Raw genomic sequence first — 20,193 nt, 5'->3', positions numbered from 1 at the left:
ATCGATCCGCTGCTGAGGTAACGCTCCCCATTCTACGCGCTGGGGGCCGGAGCCACCAGTGAGGGGCGGGGCTCGAGAGGCAGCTGCAGCTCGCCGCGCCGAGCGAACTGGCGCTGGGCGAAGGCCACCCGCGCTTCGACGCCTGCCCCCTCGACCTGCTGCTCGATCAGGTCCAGGCGCGGCCGCAACCCCTCGCCATTGGCCATCTGGATCGCCAACCCTGGACGGGCATTGAGCTCCAGCAGCATAGGGCCACGATGGCGATCCAGCACCATGTCGGTGCCCAGATAGCCCAGGCCGGTCATCTCATAGCAGCTGGCCGCCAACGTCAGCAGGGTCTGCCAGTCGGGGATACGCAGGCTGGCCAGCTCATGGCCGGTGTCCGGATGGTCGGCACGCGCCCGGTCGTACTGAACCCCGCGCAGCGCCACCCCGGTGGCGATATCGAGCCCCACGCCCACGGCCCCCTGATGCAGATTGGCCTTGCCGTCGGAGGCCGCCGTCGACAGCCGCATCATGGCCATCACCGGATAGCCGCGAAAGACAATGACGCGGATATCGGGCACCCCCTCATAAGTGTAGGCGGAGAGCGACTCATCGAAATTGATCAGCGCCTCTACCACGGCCACGTCGGGCGAGCCGCCCAGCGAGTAGAGCCCAGAGAGAATATTGGAGACATGACGCTCCAGGTCCGCCAGCTTCAGACGCGCCCCGCTGGGCTTGAGATAGCCGTCGCCATCGCAGCCCTCGATCACCAGGATGCCCTTGCCGCCGCTGCCCTTGGCCGGCTTGATCACGAAACCGGCATGCCCGGCCACCATGCTGCGGATGTGCTTGACGCCAAACTGCGTGGTTACCGTGCCGATCAGTGCCGGGGTGGTGATGCCATGACGCTCGGCCAGCAGCTTGGTCTGCAGCTTGTCATCCACCAGCGGGTAGAGACGGCGATCGTTATAGCGGCCGATGTAGCGGATATTGCGCCGGTTCATGCCGATGATGCCGCGGCGAAACAGTTGGCTGGGGCGTGCCCACATAGCGTCAGTCCTCGGTCACGGGCTTGAAGCGGCGCAGCTCGAGCAGGCGATAGCCAGTGTAGTTGCCAAGCAGCAGGATCAGTGCCATCAGGATCAGCTGTACGCCAAGGAAATTGAAGGTGATGTGCCGAACCCAGGGATTGTTCATGGCCAGGTAGGCCAGCACCGCCGTGATCAGGCTGCCGCCCCCTTGGATAAGCACCTCCTTGGGGCCTTCCTCCTCCCAGAGGATCGACATCCGCTCGATGGTCCAGGAGAGGATGATCATCGGGAAGAAGGTGATGGTCAGCCCAGCGTTTAGCCCCACCCGATAGGAGAGCACCGAGAATAGCGAGATGATGGCGATGACCGTGATGATCACCGCCGAGACTCGCGCCACCAGCAATAGATTGAGGTAGGAGAGATAGTTGCGTATCACCAGGCCGACGGCCACGATCAGCAAGAAGCCAATGAGCCCGGTCAGCAGCGTGGTCTGAATGAAGGCCAGGGCGATCAGCACCGGCATGAAGGTGCCCGATGTCTTGATCCCCACCATGATGCGCAGAAAGACCACCACCAGGGCGCCGATGGGGATCAGCAGGATGGTCTGGAAGAGCGCCTGTTCCTCCAGCGGCAGACTGTGGATCGAGAAGTTGAGCAGGGTGTCGTTGGCCAGCTGGCTGCGTACCGCCGCCGCGGCCGGCTGGCTGCGCGAGAGCATCGAGAAACTCACCCGGGAGTTGCTGCCGCCCTCGACCTCGAGTACCGCGCGGCCGCCGCTCTCCCACAGCAGCAGATTGTCGGGGCTCCCCTGTTGGCCGGTAACGGGATTGAACAGCGACCAGCGCCGGTCATCCTCATAGACCTGAATCCAGGAGGTCAACGACTGTCGGCGCCGCCCATCCTCCAGCAGCAGACCGCTCACCTCGCGGGCATGCACGCCGGCCTGATTGAGCAGCCGTACCAGCAGGGGGCCGCGGTCGAACTGGGTCAGCAACAGACGGGCATTCTCCCCTTGGCGCTCGTCGCTGAAGTCGCGGATCAGCTCCCGGGCGAACGTATAGGGGTCGGCACTTCGCGCCCAGGCACGGTCGATGACCTGGGCGGCGGCGGTGTTGTAGGGCTGCTCCCAGACGCTATTGCGCAGCGGCGGCCGCGGTATCGGCTGCTGGTCGCGTTCGTCGGTGACCAACAGGCGCAGGGAGTAGTAAAGCTGCTGGCTGCCAGCGGCCTCGCGAATCGACCACTGAGCGCGGCGACCGGCGTCATCCTGAAGATAGGAGAGGCCATAGCCCGGCGAGGCGGTATTTTCGGTCAGGATCCGAAAGCCGCGCTGGTGGGAGGGCAGGGCGAAATCCACCCGTACGGGCTCTCCCAGGGCCGTAAAATCGATGACCGCTTCCACTTCCCAGGTCTGGCGCTGCTCGCCCGGGGTCCAGGGCACTTCGAACTGAACGTGCCGATGCACGCTGAAACCGATACCTAGGGCCAGCAGCAAACCCACGATCAAGTAGAAGGGCAGTCGTGACATGAAGAGTCCTTGCAGGGCAGGGTGGGCGAGGCTCAGCCCTCGTCTTCATCCTGGTCGCCGATCTCATCCTCATGAGCCTCATCGGCGGGCCGTCCGCCCGGAAACTCGGGGCGGGGATGGAGATAGGTCTCGGCAACGTCGATGATGGCCAGGTCCATCAGAAAACGACGTCCCAGCAGCACCGGATAGTTGAGGTGGGTCCGATCGTTGAGGGTGAACTCGACCGGCTCGCGGATATCGCCTAGGGTCATGATCAGGCTGACCACCGGGCGAGATTCCGTGCCGGCGGCCTGCAGGATGCGAACCCGACGCTCCACCGGCGCCTCGATCCATTCGTCGCGGACGTCCTCGACCACCACGTCATCGTCGGTCAGGCCAAGCTTGAACCGCACCCAGTTTTCGCCGTCGCGCTCGAAGCGAGTAATCTCGGTGGCGGAGAGCGACGAGGTATTGGCCCCCGAGTCGACGCGAGCCTTGAGGTAGGTACCGATATCGGGCAGGCCTATCCACTCGGAGCGGCCGACGATCTCCTTGCCCTCCAGTAGGTCGTTGGCGCCGTTTGCACAGTCGGCGGCGACGATCACCGGCTCCTCTTCACGCTGCTCAAGCCGCTCGATGTCTCCACGCAGCAGCCGCAGGAGGCTGCCGACCTCACGGATATCGGCGTTCAGCTCATCTTGACGAAGGTCCTGGCTGATTAGCCGCTGCGCCTGGATGTCACAGCGCTGACCCAGATGGCGTTCCAGCTCGGCGATGCGCATCTCGAAGGCGTCGGGCGTCAGCACCTGATCGGGCTCGGCCCGCTGGTCCGGCATCAGGGCACAGCCGCTCAGCAGGAGCGTGCCTAGCAGCCATGGCGCAACGATCGGCGATGGGAGACGCATGATAGGCAAGGACCTCCGGATGGCGACCCTCAAGGGGTAAGTCTGGCGAGGGTGGCAAATGGGCTGGCATAGCGAACGGATGATAAGGAGTTCACCGTGGGTTTGTCCAACTTCACGATATTGGGCAATTTAACATAATATACATTCTGCGAACCAACGTCATGCGGGCATTTCAGCCAAGCCGATGCGGCGGCGGCACCGATCTGACAAGCAGCACCCCCGAACCCTTGGGTTCGGGGGTGCCACGCCGTCTTGCTCGCGACGATCAGAGCGGCTTCTGGTCGTCGGCTTCGGCCGGTGCATAGGAGCCGTCTTCGCGGTGCACTTCATTGCCGGTCAGCCCCGGCGTGAAGACGCAGGCCAGGTGCATGGTCTTGAAGGCGCGCAGCAGATGCTCATCGTGCTGATCGAGAATGTAGATGTCGCCCGGCTTGATCGGCCAGATCTTGCCATCGGCCAGGGTCTCGACCTCGCCGTCACCCTCGATGCAGTAGACCGCTTCGAAGTGGTGCTTGTAATGGATATGCGTCTCGGTCCCTGCATAGATGCGCGTAATGTGGAAGGAACAGCTACCGCCATCGTCGGCCAGGCAGAGACGAGTGCTGTCCCAGTTGCCATTCTCGGCCTTCACCAGCCGGTCGGTCTCACGCGCGACTTCAAGGTTGCGTACGATCATGGATGTGACTCCCGATAATTCGGTAATAAATGGGCGGCCCTGGTGAGGCCGCCCGGGACGGGGCTCTTCTCAATTTCAGCAGATGCCGAGCCCGCTGTCGCGCTCGGCATCCACTATTCCGTGTTCAGCTCAGCGCCTGCTTGGCACTGGCCTCGAGGATATCGAGGCCCTCGACCAGGTCCTCGTCGCTGATGGTCAGCGGACAGAGACACTTGACCACTTCGCCGTCCTGGCCGCTGGTCTCGATCACCAGGCCATTCTCGAAGGCCTGAGCCGTGATCTTGTCGGCGACCTCGCCGCTGCCCACGTCGATGCCGCGCATCAGGCCGCGGCCGCGCTCGCTGGCCTCGATGCCCTGCTCGCTGATCCAGGCCGCAATGCGCTGGAACCGCTCGGCAACCGCCTGCCCCTTGCGCTCCACTTCCTTGGCGAAAGCGTCATCGGACCAGTACTCGCGCAGCGCCGCTGCGGCCGTCGTAAAGGCCAGCGCGAAGCCGCGGAAGGTGCCGTTGTATTGACCGGGGCTCCAGACATCCAGTTCGGGACGCATCAATACCTGGGAGAACGGCAGTCCAAGCCCGGAGAGCGACTTCGAGTTGGTGACGATATCCGGCGTCACGCCGGCGTGCTCGAAGCTGAAGAACTTGCCGGTACGCCCGCAGCCCGCCTGGATGTCGTCGACGATCAGCAGGATGTCGTGGGCATGGCAGATGCCTTCCAGACGCTTCAGCCACTCGGTGCCGCAGGCGTTGATACCGCCCTCCCCCTGCACGGTCTCGACGATCACCCCGGCCGGCACGTCCAGGCCGCCCGACTTGTCGGTGAGCAGCTTCTCAAAGTAGTCCAGCGTATCGGTGCCGTCGCCCAGGTAGCCGTCATAGGGCATGAAGGCGCCGCCAACGGTAGGCACTCCCCCGGTGGCCTCGCGGAACTTGCGGTTGCCGGTGGTAGCCAGGGCTCCCATGGTCACGCCGTGGAACCCGTTGGTGAAGGTAACGATGTTGTGGCGACCCTTGGCGTTACGCGCCAGGCGAATGGCGGCCTCGACGGCATTGGTGCCGGTGGGCCCGGGAAACTGTACCTTGTAGTCCAGGCCGCGGGGCTTGAGGATCACCTCTTCCAGCGTCTCGAGGTAGTTGCGCTTGGCGGCGGTCCAGAAATCCAGGCCGTGGATGATATTGTCCTCGGCCAGGTAGTCGAGCAGTGCCTGCTTGATCTTCGGATTGTTGTGGCCGTAGTTCAGGGTGCCGGCCCCGGCCAGGAAGTCGATGTACTGGCGTCCATTCTCGTCGGTCAGGCGCGCATTGCGGGCCTGGGTGAACACCACCGGAAAGGAGCGAGAATAGGTACGGACTTCGGATTCCATGCGTTCGAGAAGCTGGGTCTGCATTGAGCGACCTCCTTGCTGAGAGTATGGGTAACCAAGAGCGCGGACGGTCAGTCGTGGACCGCCCCGCGCGAATGACGGGCTAGGCTTTGTCCGAAAAGTGCCTGCGCTCGGTCATACGGCGTTAAAAATCGGCTCGTGCGCGAGTCCGATCAAAGTACTCATTTACAAGCCGTAAACTCCGTCTTTTCACCGATTTTTGCCTTGTCTGACCATCGCTCGTCGACTTTTCAGACAGAGCCTCACGCCTGATGGGGCGGGACCTGTTACAACCGGCCGGTATCGAAGGGGCCGATGCGCACCAGGTTTTCGGGATCATGCTCGCCGCCGAGCTGATCCGTGGAGAAGTACTCACGGCTGTTGAGCGGCGCATGCCAGCGATCGGCAAGCCGCCGGAACAACCCCCAGGACGCCTGGTTGTCCGGCGTGATGGTGGTCTCCAGGTGATGGACCTCGGCGAGTTCCGGGCGGCCCATGACGGCATCGACCAGCCGCCGGGCCAGGCCGGTGCCGCGCGCCTTCTCACCCACGGCAACCTGCCACAGGAAGTAGGTATCGGGGGCATTGCTCTTTACGTAGCCGGAAACGAAGCCGACGATTTCCCCCTCCTCGTTGGTCGCCACGGCGCAGGTATCACGAAACTGCGTGGCGAGCAGCAGATAGGCGTAGGCGGAATTCACGTCCAGCGGCGGACAAGACTTGACCAGCTCATAGATTCCCCAGCCATCATCCGGGTTGGGCTTGCGGATGAACAGCGGTGCGGCATCGCTGCCGACCACGGCATCGGCCACGCTGGGGCGTGCCAGGTCGGCAGAGGGGGTAAAAGGCTGCGGTGTCACGTTCATGATTAGGCTTCGCTGTAGCGATGTCGGTGAGCATGATATCAGGGGCTTGCGACCAAATCAAAATTGCCATTATGGCTGCTGCCCGCTTCCATAACGTCAGATTATGGAAGCGGGCTCGCCCCTGCCACATGATTAGTTTAGCCCAGTCTCGCCGGCACTCTGCCCCTCATCCTCAACGGGAACGGGCCCCCCGAAGGTGGCCCGTGACAACGGTACTGCTGGAAGACGCCGTCAATCCGCTGGCGCAGGACTCCCTTCGGCTCTGCCTGAAAACTGGCTGCGCTCGACCATACGGCGTTAAAAATCGGCTCAAAATACTCATTTACACCCCGTAAACTCCGTCTTTTCGCCGATTTTTGCCTTGTCTGGCCTTCTCTCGCCGACTTTTCGGACAAAGCCTAACGCGTCGGCGTTCGCAGGGTGACGAACTCTTCGGCACCGGTGGGGTGAATGCCCACGGTGGCATCGAAATCGGCCTTGGTGAGGCCGGCACGCACGGCGATGGCGATGCCTTGGATCACTTCGCCGGCCTCCTCGCCCACCATATGAGCGCCGACCACCACGTCGCTGGCATCGTCGACGATCAGCTTCATCAGGCAGCGCTCCTCGCTGCCGGAGAGCGTATGCTTCATGGGGCGAAAATCGGTGCGGTAGACGCGAATCGTTCCGTACTGCTCCCGGGCCTGCTCCTCGGAGAGCCCTACGGTGCCGATATTGGGATGGCAGAACACCGCGGTGGCGATCCTGGCGTAGTCCAATGGCGCCGGCTCGCACTGGCCGAAGTGGTATTCAACCATCTGCATGGCCTCGGCCAGGGCCACCGGGGTCAGCTCGGGCCCACCGGTGATATCGCCAAGGGCCAGGATCGAGGGCACCGACGTCTCGAACCGCTCATTGACCTGCACGCTCCCGTCGGCATTGAGGTCGACGCCCAGGGCGTCCAGCCCCAGCCCTGACAGGTTGGGTTTGCGCCCGGTGGCGGCGAGTACCGCATCCACCTCGAGCACCTCCCCACTGGTCAGGGTCACGCGCAGCGCTGTCTCGGTCTTATCGATGCGTTCGATATTGGTCCCGAAATGCAGCTTGACGCCCTTCTTGGCCATCTCATCGCGGGTGAATTCCCGCACCTCGTTGTCGAAACCGCGCAGGAAGAGATCGCCCCGATAGACCAGGTGGCTATCGCTACCCAGACCGTTGAAGATGCTGGCAAACTCCACGGCGATATAGCCGCCGCCCAGCACCAGGAATCGCGTCGGAAAGCGCTCCAGATCAAAGACTTCGTTGGAGGTCAGGGCGTGCTCGCTGCCGGGAAACGCCGGCACCCATGGCCAGCCGCCTACGGCAACGAGGATCTTCTCGGCCTTGATCGTCTCGCCAGCGATTTCCACACAATGAGCATCGACGACCCTGGCCCGACCGTTGATCAGGCGCACCCCGGCACCGTCGAGCAGTCGCGCATAGATCTGGTTGAGACGCTGAATCTCGCTGCTCTTGTTGTCGCGCAGCGTGGCCCAATCGAACGACGGCGGCGCCGGAAGCTGCCAGCCGAAGCCATTGGCATCCTCGAAGGCATCGTGGAAATGCGCGGCATAAGAGTAAAGCTTCTTGGGTACGCAGCCTACGTTCACGCAGGTACCACCCAGGTAGCGATCCTCGGCAATGGCTACGCGGGCCCCCGTGGCCGCCGCGGTACGGGCGGCGCGCACACCGCCGGAACCGGCGCCGATCACGAAGAGGTCATAGTCGAACTCGGACACGTCGTTCTCCTGAAGCCGTGGGTCTTTGGTGCAGCGATGGTACCATTACCGCAGCGTCGCAGCCGACCGCCTCCGCGGCGGCCGCGCTGCGGTCAACCGCCAATGCACGACACGACATGAGTGAGTCATGGAAGCAGAGATCGAGCAGCTCGTCACACGCAACCGCCAATGGGCCGAGGGCATTCGCCGCCAGGATCCGGCGTTCTTCGACCGCCTGGCCCAGCAGCAGAGCCCCAGCTACCTGTGGATCGGCTGCTCCGATAGCCGGGTGCCGGCCAACCAGATCATCGACTTGCCCCCCGGCGAGGTGTTCGTTCACCGCAACGTGGCTAACCTGCTTCACCACAATGACCTCAATGCCCTGTCAGTGGTGCAGTATGCGGTAGACGTGCTCAAGGTGCGCCATATCATGATCGTCGGCCACTACGGTTGCGGCGGGATTCGGGCCGCCGTGGCCGGTGGCGACAGCGGCATGGTCGATATCTGGCTGCATTCCGTGCGCGAACTCTATGCGCAGCACCGTGCCGAGCTGGACACCCTCGACCTGGATGAACGGGTCGACAGGATGTGCGAGCTCAACGTCAAGGCGCAGGTCACCACCCTCAGCCACACCAAGATCGTCCAGCATGCCTGGCAGCGCGGTCAGCCGCTGGCCATCCACGGTTGGGTCTTCGGGCTGCACGACGGCCATATCAAGGATCTGGACTGCACCATCGAGGGCCTGGAACAGACCACCGAACTCTACCGCATCGAGCGCCTGGCGCCGGGGGCCTGATCCCCTTCCCGTGCGCCATGGGCGTGACTCCTCGCGTTCCTTCCATGACTTTTGGGAAGGCACCACGGCGCCTTCCGGAGCCTTTTATGACCGACTTCTTCGCCGATGCTCAGGGGCATCATCTCGATGGTCTCGAAGAGGCATATGCACGCCTGCTCGAGGGCTTGGGCTACGACGGCGTGCTGCTCTACAGCGGCCACCCGCATCGCCACTTCGCCGACGACCAGGAGGCCAGCTTCGCCACCTACGGGCACTTTCTGCACTGGGTACCGCTGGCCGGGCTGTCCCGCAGCTGGCTGCTGGTACGTGCCGGGCAGCCTCCCACCCTCTATCTTCATGCCCCCCGGGACTTCTGGCATCTCGCCCCGCAGCTGCCTGACGAGGCCTGGGCCCAGCGGTTTGCCATCGTCCCCCGCGACACGGCATCGCCGCCGTCGCTGCCCCCAGGGCGCTTCGCCGTGCTGGGCGACGTGGACTCGGCCACGGCTCACGCCCTGGGCGCCGAGCTCAATCCGGCGCCGCTGACGGCGGTGCTGGATGAGCTGCGGGTGCGCAAGAGCGACTACGAGGTCGCCTGCCTGCGCGACGCCAACCGACTGGCCATGCGCGGCCACCGGGCGGCCCGCGATGCCTTCCTGGCCGGTGACAGCGAGCTCGACGTTCAGCTTGCCTACCTCAAGGCCTCACGCCAGCGGGAAAGCGAGGTCCCTTACGGCAATATCGTTGGCATCAACGCCCATGGCGGTGTGCTTCACTACCAGCACTATGATCGCGAGGCGCCCGAGCGTCAGCACAGCCTGCTGGTCGATGCCGGGCATCGGGTGCGTGGCTACTGCGCCGATATCACCCGCACCTGGTCCGGCCGGGATGCCGATGCCGCGTTCCTTCCGCTGGTCGAGGCTGTCACGGCCCTGCAGAAGCGTTTGATCGCCGCACTGCGCCCCGGCGTGAGCTATGTGGCGCTGCATCAGCGAATGCACGACGAACTGGGCGCGCTGCTCCTGGAGCACGGCCTGATACGCGGCTCGGCCGAGGCGGCGGTAGCCGGCGGCATCACGCGAGCCTTCTGCCCCCATGGTCTGGGCCATCTGCTGGGCCTGCAGGTGCACGACGTCGCCGGGCGCTGCAACCCCGACGGCAGCCCGCTGCCGCCACCCGACGCAGACCCCGCCCTGCGCCTGACCCGTGAGCTGGAAGCGGGCATGGTGATCACTATGGAACCGGGGCTCTATATCATCCCCATGCTGCTGGCGCCGCTGCGCGACCGGCCTGCCGGACGGGATATCGACTGGGGCCGAGTCGACCACCTGGCGCCCCACGGCGGCATTCGCATCGAGGATAACCTGCTAATCACCGCCACCGGGGCCGTCAACCTGACCCGATCGGACAGCTGACGCCGGTGCCCTTGAGGCCGCAGTAGCCCCCGGGATTCTTGTGCAGATACTGCTGGTGGTACTCCTCGGCGTAGTAGAAGGCCGTGAGCGGGGCGATCTCGGTCGTGATGGCCCCCTTCCCTGCCTGGGATAGCGAGCGCTGGTAAGCGTCACGGCTGCGCTCGGCCTCGGCCAGCTGGGCATCATCGTGGGTATAGATGGCCGAGCGGTACTGACTGCCCACGTCGTTGCCCTGCCGCATGCCCTGGGTCGGGTCATGGGCCTCCCAGAAGACCCGCAACAGGTCGGTGAGTGCCAGCTCGGCTGGGGCGTAGACCACCTGCACGACTTCGGCATGGCCGGTCCGGCCGCTACAGGTTTCTTCGTAAGTGGGGTTGGGCGTGGTGCCGCCGGCATAGCCGACGGCGGTCACGTAGACCCCAGGCAGCTGCCAGAACAGCCGCTCGGCACCCCAGAAACAGCCGAGTCCTAGCACGATGACGGCGTGTCCCGCCGGGAATGGCGGCAGCATCGAACGGCCGTTGACGGCATGCACCCCCGAGACGCTGAGCGGCGTGTCGCGGCCCGGCAGGGCACGGGAAGGATCGAGCCTCATGGTCTATCTCCTGTGGAAGTGGCGTCGGTCTGCGGGGGTCTTCCCGGCAGGCTGAAGGTATAGACCAGGTCGAGCGCCTGGGCCGCCCCGGAAACCGCCTGCAGGTAGAGGTTTCGCCACAGCGTATAGCGCAGGGTGAGCTCGGCGATGGGCGAGAAGATCCCCACTCCATAGCTTACCCGCAGATCCTCGGTGATATAGCCGCTGACCACCACCTGCTGGTCCTCGCCTGCGCCGGCGGTTTCCAGCGCCAGATCTTCGATGCCGAAGGCCTCGCCGATAGCTCCCACCGCACCACCGGTCTGCCCCAGGGTCAGGCCGATCAGTGCCGAGGTCAGAGCGCCGTCGGCGTCACCGTCACGAGGTGCCCGACCGCGTAGCAGGTAGGAAAGCGCCCGCGCCTCGTCCATGGCCGGCTCGGAGAAAATCTCCAGGCGCGGCTCGGCGGCGAAGCCCGAGACACGCAGCCCGGCGATCACCCCGTCCTCGGTGACATCGGGATTGCGGATGGCCTCGAAGTCCAGCAGCGGCTGATCCGGCGGCCCGCTGAAGAAGAGCTGCCCCTGGCGGATCAGCAGATCCTGCCCAAAGGCCCGGAAGCGCCCGTCCAGCAGATTGACGTCGCCAAACAGCTGAACCGGGCCGGCCTGCTGGCGCACCTCCAGAACGCCACGGAGCCCGGCCTGAAGGCCGTAGGCGTCCAGCTGCATATCGGGCCCCAGACGCAGATCGATGCGCACGTCCATGGCCATGCCCGCTTCGCGCAGGGCCGCCGCGGCCGTTTCGTCCATTCCAGCATCGTCATCGAGATCTGCCCGCTCGGCGGCGCGCAGTGCCCGCTCCTCGTCGCGGCGGGTGATGATGATCTCGTCGGGGCTCGGGCTGACCGCCGCGGCTGGGACCTCGCCCACCTCCAGCCGCGCCCAGGGCACCTGCACCGCACCGCGTACCTGCAGCAGGCTGGGGTCGATACGTACGCGAATATCCGGGGCTACCCGTAGCCGACCGAACTCCGGCGTGGTCACCAGCAGCGGCTGTCGGGTGCCGTCCAGATCGATGGCCAGCCGCCAGGCGTCCGGCGCCGGCCAGGCCGCATCGCCGACGATCTCCAGGCGGCCATCCTCGGTGACCAGCGTGCCGTCAATATCGCCGCGTTCGCCCGCCAGGCGGAGCCGAACCCGGCCATCCTCAACGCTAAGGGGAAGATCGAGACCGCTGGCGCGCAGCCCCTCCAGCGCGATGCTGCCGTCGAGCTGCGGCGCATCGCGGCTGCCGGTGATGCGTACGTCGCCGACCAAGCGCCCTTCCAGCACATCCATGCCGGTGACCATCGTCCGATAGCGCGATAGGCGAATATCCTCAAGGACCAGTCGGCCATCCAGGCCGCCACGCCCCAGGGGGTCGTCGAGGGCCAGCGCCAGGCCGATCCGCCCGGCGTCATCCAGCTGCAGTCCCAGGTCGAGATCGACGCGCGCCTGGCTGGCGTCCAGCTGTAGCGTCAGGCGGCTGTTCGGCAGCGTCCATGGCTGTCCGTAGGCGTCGAGTCCCTGCAACGACAGCGTGGTCACCAGATCCGCCTGGGCCCCCCACTGGGCCCCGCTCTGGCGCCACTCGGCGGTCAGGGAGAGACGCGTCTCCCCCTCGGCGCGCCACTCCGGTGGCAGCCACTGCTCGAGGATCTCCATGGACAAATCGCTGACGGAGAGCACCGCCCGGCCCTGCTCGGCGCTTGCCTGGAGGGGCTCATCGAGACACACCCTGCCTCCCTGCTCGCGACGTAGACAGAAGGGCTGCACCTGGGCGCTGCCGGCGCCGATATCGGCATCGAATGCCAGGGGCGCCTCGAGGCGGATATCACCGGCCTCGCTGTCCACCTCCAGCGGCGACAGCTGCCCGGCATAACGCTGGCGATCCGCGGAGAGCCCCGCCTCCAGTGCCAAGGCCGCCCGCGTCAGCGGCATGCCACGCCCGGCCACCGCCTCGAGGGTCAGGCGGTGTGCCGAGAGGCGACCATCGAGGGCCAGGGTCACGTCGCTGAAGCGCTGGCCAGCGGCGTCGAGCCCTGCGATGGCCAGGTTCAGGTCGAGGTCGGGGTCGTCGATGCCGCTGACGCGGCCCGAGAGCTCGAGGCTGCTGAGCCGATCCTCGGCAAACGCCAGGCCCTCGCCGCTCAGTGACAGATCGAGCTGCGGCGCCTCCAGGCTGCCGGCGGCGCTAAAGCGCCCCGCCAGGGTGCCGCCAAGCGCATCGTGAAGCGTGTCCAGGGCCGGCAGGTCGAGCTCGCCATCGAGGGCCAGCCGGGTCTCTGAGACCCGGCCTCGGGCGGTCAGGCGGTTATCCCCCTGGCGAACATCGAGCTCGTCGATGTCCCAGCGCATCTCGCTATCCCCCGCCAGTCGCGCCTGTAGCGAAAGTGGCAACGACTGCAGTTCACCGCCGATGGCAAGCCTTGGAACCCTCAGGTCCCACCCCTCGGGCGACTGGGAAAAGGCCAGGTCGACATCGCCGCTGAGCCGCCCCTGCACTGCATCGGTGAAGTCCCCGGGATCGAGGTTGTCCAGCCGCAGCACGGCTTCGACATCGAGCCCCTCGGCCCAGCTGGCCCGACCACGGCTGACCACCGAGGCGCGGCCCAGCGAGAGGGACAACGGTGTCCAGGTGAAGTGCTCGAAGTCGCCGCTCCCAGACAGCGCCACCCGGGTCAAGGGTACCTCCGGCCCCTCCACGCGCAGCGACAGCGCGGCCCGATAGGCCAGCAGGCTGCCTTCCAGGCGCAGGGCCAGATCCTCGGCCAGGTAGGGGACGGCCGGTGCCGTCTGCTCTTCCGGCGCGATGCTATCGTCGCCGCGCCGCGGCAGCGGCCACTGCAGCAGCTCGCTGGTCAACGAGGCCGTAAACGGCAGGGTCGGGTCCAGCGCATCCAGCTCGGCCGTCAGCTGGGCATCGACGGGGCCCCGGGCCTGCAAGGCCACCTCCAATGCCCCCAGGCTACCGTTCAGCCGCAGATCCAGGCGCTCGCCGGCCAGCTCCGGGAAGCGTTCGGGTAGCCACAGGGCCGCCTGGAGGTGAGCCTCCAGGGGGTAGTCGTCGCGCAGCGCTACCCGAGCCGACAGGCTGGCATCGGTATCGAGCGTGGCCAGTTCGAGAGGCGAGATCTCGACCACATGCCCCTGGGCCTCGAGGCTCACCGACAGGCGTTGAATGGCGTAGTCCAAGGGGCCAGCCACGGCCGCGTCCTCGACGATCAATTCCGGCACCCGCAGGTGCAGCGGCAGCTCGATCTCGGGGAGGACGAAGCGGTCGCGCTCCTCCAGCGGCACCGCGGCGAGGCCCTCCAGCTCTGCGGCGGCCACCGCCGGCAGCGGCGACTGCACGGCAATGGCGGCATCGATCGCCTCGGCCTCAAGCCTGGCTCCCTCATGCTCGGCCTCGCTGAGGGCGAGCCGCGCCCCGGCGGAGAGCGGCAGCTGGATGCCCAGGCCGCGAAGCCGCGTGGGGAGCAGGGTGACGGTCGACTCGCGGGCCTCGGCCCCGCTGCTGAAATCGTCGAAGACGATGCGGGTGCCGTCGGCCAGCCGCAGGTCGACGTCCACCAGCGACAGGGCACGAACCGCCACGGGAAAGGGCAGGCGAATCGCCTCCAGCGGCTCCTCCGCGGCCGGCGCCTCGACCGTTTCCTCGGGCTCACCGGCGCCGAGACGCAGTCGCGCGCCCTCCACGGCCAGCCGCTCGATGCACAGCTGCCCCCTCAACAGGCAGTCATCCGCCCAGGCCAGCTCCAGACGCTGCAGGCGCAGCGAGGCGGGACCGGCTTCGACGGCAAAATCGTGGAGCACCAGTCGGTCCAGCGGCGCCCCCTCGGCATCGGCCAGCTCATAGAAGCCGCGCTTGGCCCCCTCCTCCAGCAGCAGCCCGCTGCCCCAGGGCGACAGCGCGAGACCGAGGACCAGCAACACTAGCCCCAAACACCAGAGCGGCACGGCCACCAGCAGCCACAGCAGGGCCCGTAACAGGGCCCAGCTGCGGGGAAAGCGCACGCAGGGAAAGCGAGCTCTCAGAACTCCGGTCCAATGGCGAAATGAAGGCGCCACGCATTCTCCTCGTCGTCGAAGGGATGAGCCACGTCGAAACGTACCGGCCCGACCGGTGAGATCCAGCGAACGCCGAGACCAGCCCCGGTGTTGAGCGAGTCGGGGGCCCAGTCATCGAAGGCGTCACCGGTATCGACGAAGGCCGCGCCCCACCAGTCGCCGGTCACCCGCCGCTGAATCTCCGCGCTGGCAGTGAGCAGCTGTTGACCGCCTCGCAGCCGCCCCTCCTCGTTTCGCGGGGCCAGGCTCTCGTAGGCGTAGCCGCGTACGCTGCGATCCCCACCGGTGAAGAAGCGTAGCGAGGGCGGCACCTTGGAAAAATCATCGGTCTCGATCGCCCCCAGCCCAAGTCGAGTCAGGAAGCGATGGTTGTCGCCCAGCATGCGGATCCACTCGGTGTCACCGGTCATGCGCAGGAAGTCGGCGTCGGACCCCCACAGCGAGTCGGAATACTCGAAGGCGATTCGCTGGCGATCGCCCCAGGTGGGGAAACGCGGGTCGCGAGTCCGTGTGCGCGACCAGCTGACGCCGGGGTAATAGATCAGGACGCTATCGGACTCCCCCCCTTGGGTGAAGTCCTCGAAGGTAGCGCGAACGAACAGCGTCTGGACCCAGCGGTTGTCGAACTCCCAGCGCCGGGCCAGTTCCACGCTGCTTTCGAGAGTGCGCGTATCGTCACTATCACGATGCCGCAGGCCGTACTGGAGGCGGTACTGATCGCGCAGTGGATTGTCCAGCGGCATCAGGTAGGTGCCCGTGAGCTGCTGCTCCGGCTGGGAGATAAAGAGATCATGGTCGAGGCTGTGGCCGTAGCGGTTGATCCAGGGCTGATCCCAACCAAAGCGCAGCCGGGGCCCAACGTCGGTGGCGTAGCCAACCCCCACCTCGAACTGATGGCGGTCGGCCGGGGTGACGACCACGTCGATCGGCATCTCCGGGCGTTGCGGTGGGCGCAGCGCCGCCGCCGTTGCCAGGGCATCCGGGGTCAATCGTGGAGTGGATATCGACGGGGCCGTGTCGGGACCAGGCGCCGACTCGCCTGACACACCTACCTCATTCCACCAGCTCAGGCGCGGCGGCGGCAGGGCCAGTTCCCGACGCGCATCGAGCCTCGGGCGCACGCTGACCGAGCCAAACCAGCCGGCCTGCCCCAAGCGCTGGTTGTAGAGGGCAACATCGCCAGCCAGGTAAGGGTCGCCGGGCGTAAAGGGCGTCATCCGCCGCAGCCGGTCTTCGACAATATGGCTGCCGCGAATGGACACTTGGCCGAAGCGATAGCGTGGCCCGCTGTCCAGGGCCAGATAAAGCCGGGCGCTCTCATCGAAGGGTCGCACCTCCATACGCCGGTCGATGAAGCGCCAGTCGAAGTAGCCGCGCTCAAGCGACAAAGCGGCGAGGCGATTGCGCAGGCGATCCCAAGGGGCATGGCGAAGCGGGTCGCCCAGGGCCAGCGGAAAATCGTCCACGGCCCGTCGAAAGGGCCGATCGTCGGCGGCGTCGCCATCGAGACGGATGTCCAGCACCTCGATGCGCACCTGTGGCCCCGGCTCGATGGTGAGGGTCACCCGGCGTGGCGGGTCGCGACCGTCCAATTCCTTTTCGATCACGGGCTCGTAGTAGCCGTAGACGCGCATCGCCTCGCGGGTGCGCCGCAGGATTTCACTCTCGAGGCGAGCCCGGCCATACTGCGCGGCATCCAGGCCATCGAGGTAATGGCGTACATTGTCGGCCACATCGCCTTCCAGCCCGCGAATACGGGCATCGAGGGCGAACACAGCATGAGTCATGCCAAGACACAAGGCCGCTGCCACCAGGCGTGATATCACGCGTCTTCCCATATCAACGGCTTCCTGACTGACTCCTGTTTCCCGGCGGCACGTCCCTCCGGCCGGGTGACTCGGCTTCGTTGCCCCCGGCCTGCCGGAGCGAGGCGAGAGACGAAGCTACTGCCGCAGGGCCTCCAGCCCCGCGCTGAGGGCCAGCTGCGCCTGTCGCAGTTCGCGCAGCTCGGCCTCCAAGGCCGTGAGCCGCCCCTGCAGACCGACGACGCCCTCCTGCTCATCTTCACGGCTCGCCGCCAGGGCTTCAAGCTCCTCGGCCAACTCACGCTGCTGGGCCGACAGCGCCTCGAGCCGCTCCTCCCGCTCGCCCTGGTGCTGGTCGGCGCGCTCCTGGACGCGACGCATGTCCTCCTGCAGTGCCTCCTGAGACCGCCGCGACTGCGCCAGGTCATCGGCCATCTCACGCTGGGCCTCGGTCAGCCGCTCGAGGCGGGATTGCCACGCCTCACGTTCGGCGCTGAGCTCGCTCTCCAGCCGCTGAGCACGCCGCTCGCCCGCCTCGTCCAAGGTCTCCAGGCGCATGGCCAATGCCTCTCGCCCCTCCTCCCCGGCGCGCTCCAAGGCATCCAGCGACACCTGCAGCGCCGCCAGCATGGCGTCACGCGTCTCGGCCTGGTCGGCAAGGTCGTCTACACGCTCGGTCAGCGCCTCGAGCCGGGCATGATCCCCCACGGCCGACTGCTGCAGCTCGACCTCCAGGTCGGCGGTACGCGTGGCGAGACTGTCTCCGCGCGCCTCCACCGCGTCGAGCCTGGACGCTATGCCGTCCAAGCGCTCCCCTCGGCCCTCTTCTACATCGAAGCGCGCATGTACGTTGGATATCTCGCCGGCCAGCCGCTCCCACTGACTCTCCAGGCGCTGGCTCTCCTGCCAGCCAAACCAGCCCAGCGCCCCCACCGCGCCCGACAGCAAGAGCAGCAGGACATACAGCGGCCAGAGCCGCGGGGCCGGCGGTCGCGTCCTGTGCAGGCGCGACACGCTGGCATCCGGGTCCGGCACGATCGGGCGCCGCTCAGGCGGACGCGCTTCGGACATGGCTAACTCCTTGTCTCCATGGGCGGCAGGCGCTTGCCCATTGTAGGCGGGCGGCCCCGCGAGACGCACGCCATCGTCTCAACGCGATGCGTCTCGTGTGCCGGCATCGGCTCGGCGTCCGATACCGCGGTAGGTCAGTCCCCAGCTCGCCACATGGTCCGGGTCATAGATATTGCGGCCATCGAGCAGCAGTCGTTCGCGAAGCTGGCCGGCCAGGCGCGCCCAGTCCGGGTTCCAGTAGTGTTTCCACTCGGTGACCAGCATGAGGGCATCGGCCCCCTCACTGGCGGCATAGGGGTCGCCATCGAACAGCTCCAGCAGCGGGTGGTCACCAAGCTCGGCCCGCAGCGACGGGGTCGCGGCCGGGTCATGCAGCCGAACGTGCACGCCCTGTGCCCACAGCGCCCGAAGCAGGGTCAAGACCGGCGCATGGTCGATGCGCGCGGAGCCCGGCTTGAAGGCGGCGCCCCAGATCGCCAGGGTCCGGCCCTCGAGGCGGCCCCTGAAGTGCGCCCAGAGCTTGCGGAACAGGGTCTCCTTTTTTTGCTCGTTGATGTCGAGCACCTGCTCGAGCAGTGCCGAGTGGCGGCCGCTGGCCTCCTGGACGTCGGCCAGGCGCATCAGGTCGCGAGAGAAGTGGGGCCCGCCGAAACCGCAGCCTGGATAGAGATACTCGTAGCCGATTCGCGAATCGGCCCCCATGCCCTGGCGCACGTACTCCACGTCGACGCCGAGGGTGTCGGCGAGGCCGGCGATCTCGTTCATGTAGCTGATCCGGGTTGCCAGCATCCCGATGGTGGCCAGCTTGGTGAGTTCGGCAGCGCGTCGGGGCATGCGCTGAAAGGCGTCGCGACGGCGGTTGAAGGCGCGCAACAGCTCGCGCACCTGGGCCTCGGCGCGGCCGTCGTCGCAGCCCAGCAACCAGCGCGAGGGTCGCGTGAAGGTCTGCCAGGCGCGCCCCTCCTCGAGCATGTCGACCAGCGTCACCGCACGACGCTCGGCACCGTTCAGGCAGGCTTCGAGCCGCTCGGTCTCACCGACCGGAAACGTCGAGTTGTTGACCAGCACCAGCGGGCCATCATGGGCCGCGGCAGCGGAGGCGACCCGCTCGCCCGCCTCGGTGCGCTGCTCGGGCGAGAGGGCAAGCCACAGGATCTCGACTCGCCCCGGTTCGCGTCGGTCGCCACTGCCCTCCAGCGTCAGCGCCCCCTGCTGCCGCCCCTCTGCCAGTCGAGCCATGAGCTCGGGCTCGCGCTGCAGCCAGTCGGCCTCAACCAGCGATGACCAGGGCATGTCGACATGGGGCACCCAGTGCACCCGATGCCCCACCCAGGAGAGCGCGGCGGCCGCCGTTGCTGCCGCCAGCTCACTGCCATGAATTTCCACGCGCATGGCGCTCACTCCATCCGGCCGTAACGGTCGATCAGTTCGCGAACCCCTTCCCCGAGGCGGGGATGTCGACGACCGTAGGCGAGGATCGCCTCCAGATAGCCCAGGGGATGGCCGCAATCGTAGGTCGTGCCGTGCATCCGCCAGGCGTCGACGCCGTCACTCTGGCGCAGAGAGTCGATGGCATCGGTGAGCTGGATCTCGTTGCCGGCACCCGGTGGGGTGTCGGCCAGCAGGGCAAAGATCCGTCCGGGCAGTACGTAGCGGCCGATCACCGCCAGGTTGGAGGGTGCCCGGTCGCGCGACGGTTTCTCGACGACCCCGGCCAGGGGGCAGCCTTCGCCGGGGCCGGGCGCTGCGCCCTTGGGGGCCACGATACCGTAGCTGTCGACTCGCTCCCAGGGCACCTCCTCCACCATCAGCTGCGCACAGCCACGCGTCTCATAGGCTTCGATCATGCGTGCCAGATCGTTGGAGGCGCCCGCTTCGCCAGCCACCAGCACGTCGGGGAGCAGCACCGCAAACGGCTCGCTGTCGCCCACCACCGGACGCGCGCAGAGCACCGCATGCCCCAGGCCAAGCGGCTGTGCCTGCCGCACGCTGATGATGTTGACGTCGTCGGGCACGATGGCGCTGAGCTCCTCGAGCAGCGCCTGCTTGCCCTTCGCCTCCAGGCTGGCCTCGAGCTCGTAGTGCGTGTCGAAGTGGTTCTCGATGGCGCTCTTGCTGGCATGGGTCACCAGCACGATATCGCGAATCCCGGCCGCCACCGCTTCTTCCACCACGTATTGGATCACCGGGCGGTCGACGATGGTGATCATCTCCTTGGGAATTGCCTTCGATGCCGGCAAGCAGCGAGTGCCGAAGCCGGCCACGGGGAGAACGGCCTTACGAATCATGACGCCTTCCTTGTCGGGATAAACGGCGGTTGAATGCGGCCGCCGCGGGCATGGTGTCCGGGCCAGGGTGCGCTCGGGCAT

At 66.4% G+C, this 20,193-nt stretch carries 15 protein-coding genes; 2 read left to right on the top strand and 13 right to left on the bottom strand.

What is annotated here, in order from left to right:
- Positions 1-32: 32 nt before the first annotated feature.
- From ACZIYR_RS09310 to gorA, 7 genes are all read right to left on the bottom strand, one after another.
- Positions 33-1,034, bottom strand: a complete 1,002-nt coding sequence (locus tag ACZIYR_RS09310) for an alpha-L-glutamate ligase-like protein (RefSeq protein ID WP_473033491.1) — start codon at positions 1,032-1,034, stop codon at positions 33-35.
- Between the two features lie 4 nt (positions 1,035-1,038).
- Positions 1,039-2,544 carry an inactive transglutaminase family protein gene (locus ACZIYR_RS09305; protein ID WP_483528994.1) on the bottom strand — a complete coding sequence of 502 codons (1,506 nt, stop codon included), beginning with the start codon at positions 2,542-2,544 and terminating at the stop codon, positions 1,039-1,041.
- 32 nt (positions 2,545-2,576) lie between these two features.
- Positions 2,577-3,428, bottom strand: a complete 852-nt coding sequence (locus tag ACZIYR_RS09300) for an ATP-dependent zinc protease family protein (RefSeq protein WP_483528993.1) — start codon at positions 3,426-3,428, stop codon at positions 2,577-2,579.
- A gap of 265 nt (positions 3,429-3,693) precedes the next feature.
- Complete coding sequence (locus ACZIYR_RS09295) at positions 3,694-4,104, bottom strand: ectoine synthase (RefSeq protein ID WP_473033488.1); 411 nt, start codon at positions 4,102-4,104, stop codon at positions 3,694-3,696.
- A gap of 124 nt (positions 4,105-4,228) precedes the next feature.
- A complete protein-coding gene (gene ectB, locus ACZIYR_RS09290) occupies positions 4,229-5,494 on the bottom strand; it encodes a diaminobutyrate--2-oxoglutarate transaminase (protein ID WP_483528992.1) in 1,266 nt (421 codons plus the stop codon).
- A gap of 263 nt (positions 5,495-5,757) precedes the next feature.
- Positions 5,758-6,336, bottom strand: a complete 579-nt coding sequence (gene ectA / locus ACZIYR_RS09285) for a diaminobutyrate acetyltransferase (protein ID WP_483528991.1) — start codon at positions 6,334-6,336, stop codon at positions 5,758-5,760.
- A 398-nt stretch (positions 6,337-6,734) separates the two neighbouring features.
- The gene (gene gorA, locus ACZIYR_RS09280; RefSeq protein WP_473033485.1) at positions 6,735-8,093 is read right to left on the bottom strand and encodes a glutathione-disulfide reductase; all 1,359 of its coding nucleotides are present in this window, start codon (positions 8,091-8,093) and stop codon (positions 6,735-6,737) included.
- A gap of 127 nt (positions 8,094-8,220) precedes the next feature.
- On the opposite strand from gorA, the gene can reads away from it, so the two are divergent.
- Both can and pepQ read left to right on the top strand, forming a co-directional pair.
- Entirely contained in the window at positions 8,221-8,868 is a 648-nt protein-coding gene (gene can / locus ACZIYR_RS09275; RefSeq protein ID WP_473033483.1) for a carbonate dehydratase, read from the top strand.
- A gap of 86 nt (positions 8,869-8,954) precedes the next feature.
- Positions 8,955-10,262, top strand: coding sequence for a Xaa-Pro dipeptidase (pepQ, locus tag ACZIYR_RS09270; protein WP_483528990.1), 1,308 nt, complete (start codon positions 8,955-8,957; stop codon positions 10,260-10,262).
- On the opposite strand, the gene msrA is transcribed toward pepQ, so the two are convergent.
- The 6 genes from msrA to galU all read right to left on the bottom strand — a co-directional run bounded on the left by msrA (position 10,237) and on the right by galU (position 20,112).
- Positions 10,237-10,857, bottom strand: a complete 621-nt coding sequence (gene msrA, locus ACZIYR_RS09265; protein WP_483528989.1) for a peptide-methionine (S)-S-oxide reductase MsrA — start codon at positions 10,855-10,857, stop codon at positions 10,237-10,239. The genes pepQ and msrA overlap by 26 nt on opposite strands.
- Complete coding sequence (tamB, locus tag ACZIYR_RS09260) at positions 10,854-14,948, bottom strand: autotransporter assembly complex protein TamB (protein ID WP_483528988.1); 4,095 nt, start codon at positions 14,946-14,948, stop codon at positions 10,854-10,856. The genes msrA and tamB overlap by 4 nt, the downstream gene beginning before the upstream one ends.
- Positions 14,912-16,786 carry an autotransporter assembly complex protein TamA gene (gene tamA, locus ACZIYR_RS09255; RefSeq protein ID WP_483528987.1) on the bottom strand — a complete coding sequence of 625 codons (1,875 nt, stop codon included), beginning with the start codon at positions 16,784-16,786 and terminating at the stop codon, positions 14,912-14,914. The genes tamB and tamA overlap by 37 nt, the downstream gene beginning before the upstream one ends.
- A gap of 105 nt (positions 16,787-16,891) precedes the next feature.
- Positions 16,892-17,824: a coiled-coil domain-containing protein gene (locus tag ACZIYR_RS09250; protein ID WP_473033474.1), complete on the bottom strand. Its 933-nt coding sequence runs from the start codon at positions 17,822-17,824 to the stop codon at positions 16,892-16,894.
- 78 nt (positions 17,825-17,902) lie between these two features.
- Positions 17,903-19,216 carry a UDP binding domain-containing protein gene (locus ACZIYR_RS09245; RefSeq protein ID WP_483528986.1) on the bottom strand — a complete coding sequence of 438 codons (1,314 nt, stop codon included), beginning with the start codon at positions 19,214-19,216 and terminating at the stop codon, positions 17,903-17,905.
- A gap of 5 nt (positions 19,217-19,221) precedes the next feature.
- The gene (gene galU / locus ACZIYR_RS09240; RefSeq protein WP_483528985.1) at positions 19,222-20,112 is read right to left on the bottom strand and encodes a UTP--glucose-1-phosphate uridylyltransferase GalU; all 891 of its coding nucleotides are present in this window, start codon (positions 20,110-20,112) and stop codon (positions 19,222-19,224) included.
- Between the last annotated feature and the right edge of the window lie 81 nt (positions 20,113-20,193).

The sequence above is a fragment of the Billgrantia sp. NRB1 genome, assembly GCF_056921725.1.
The sequence above is the reverse complement of the archived record's forward strand: the minus strand, read 5'-3'. Positions and strand labels throughout refer to the sequence as shown.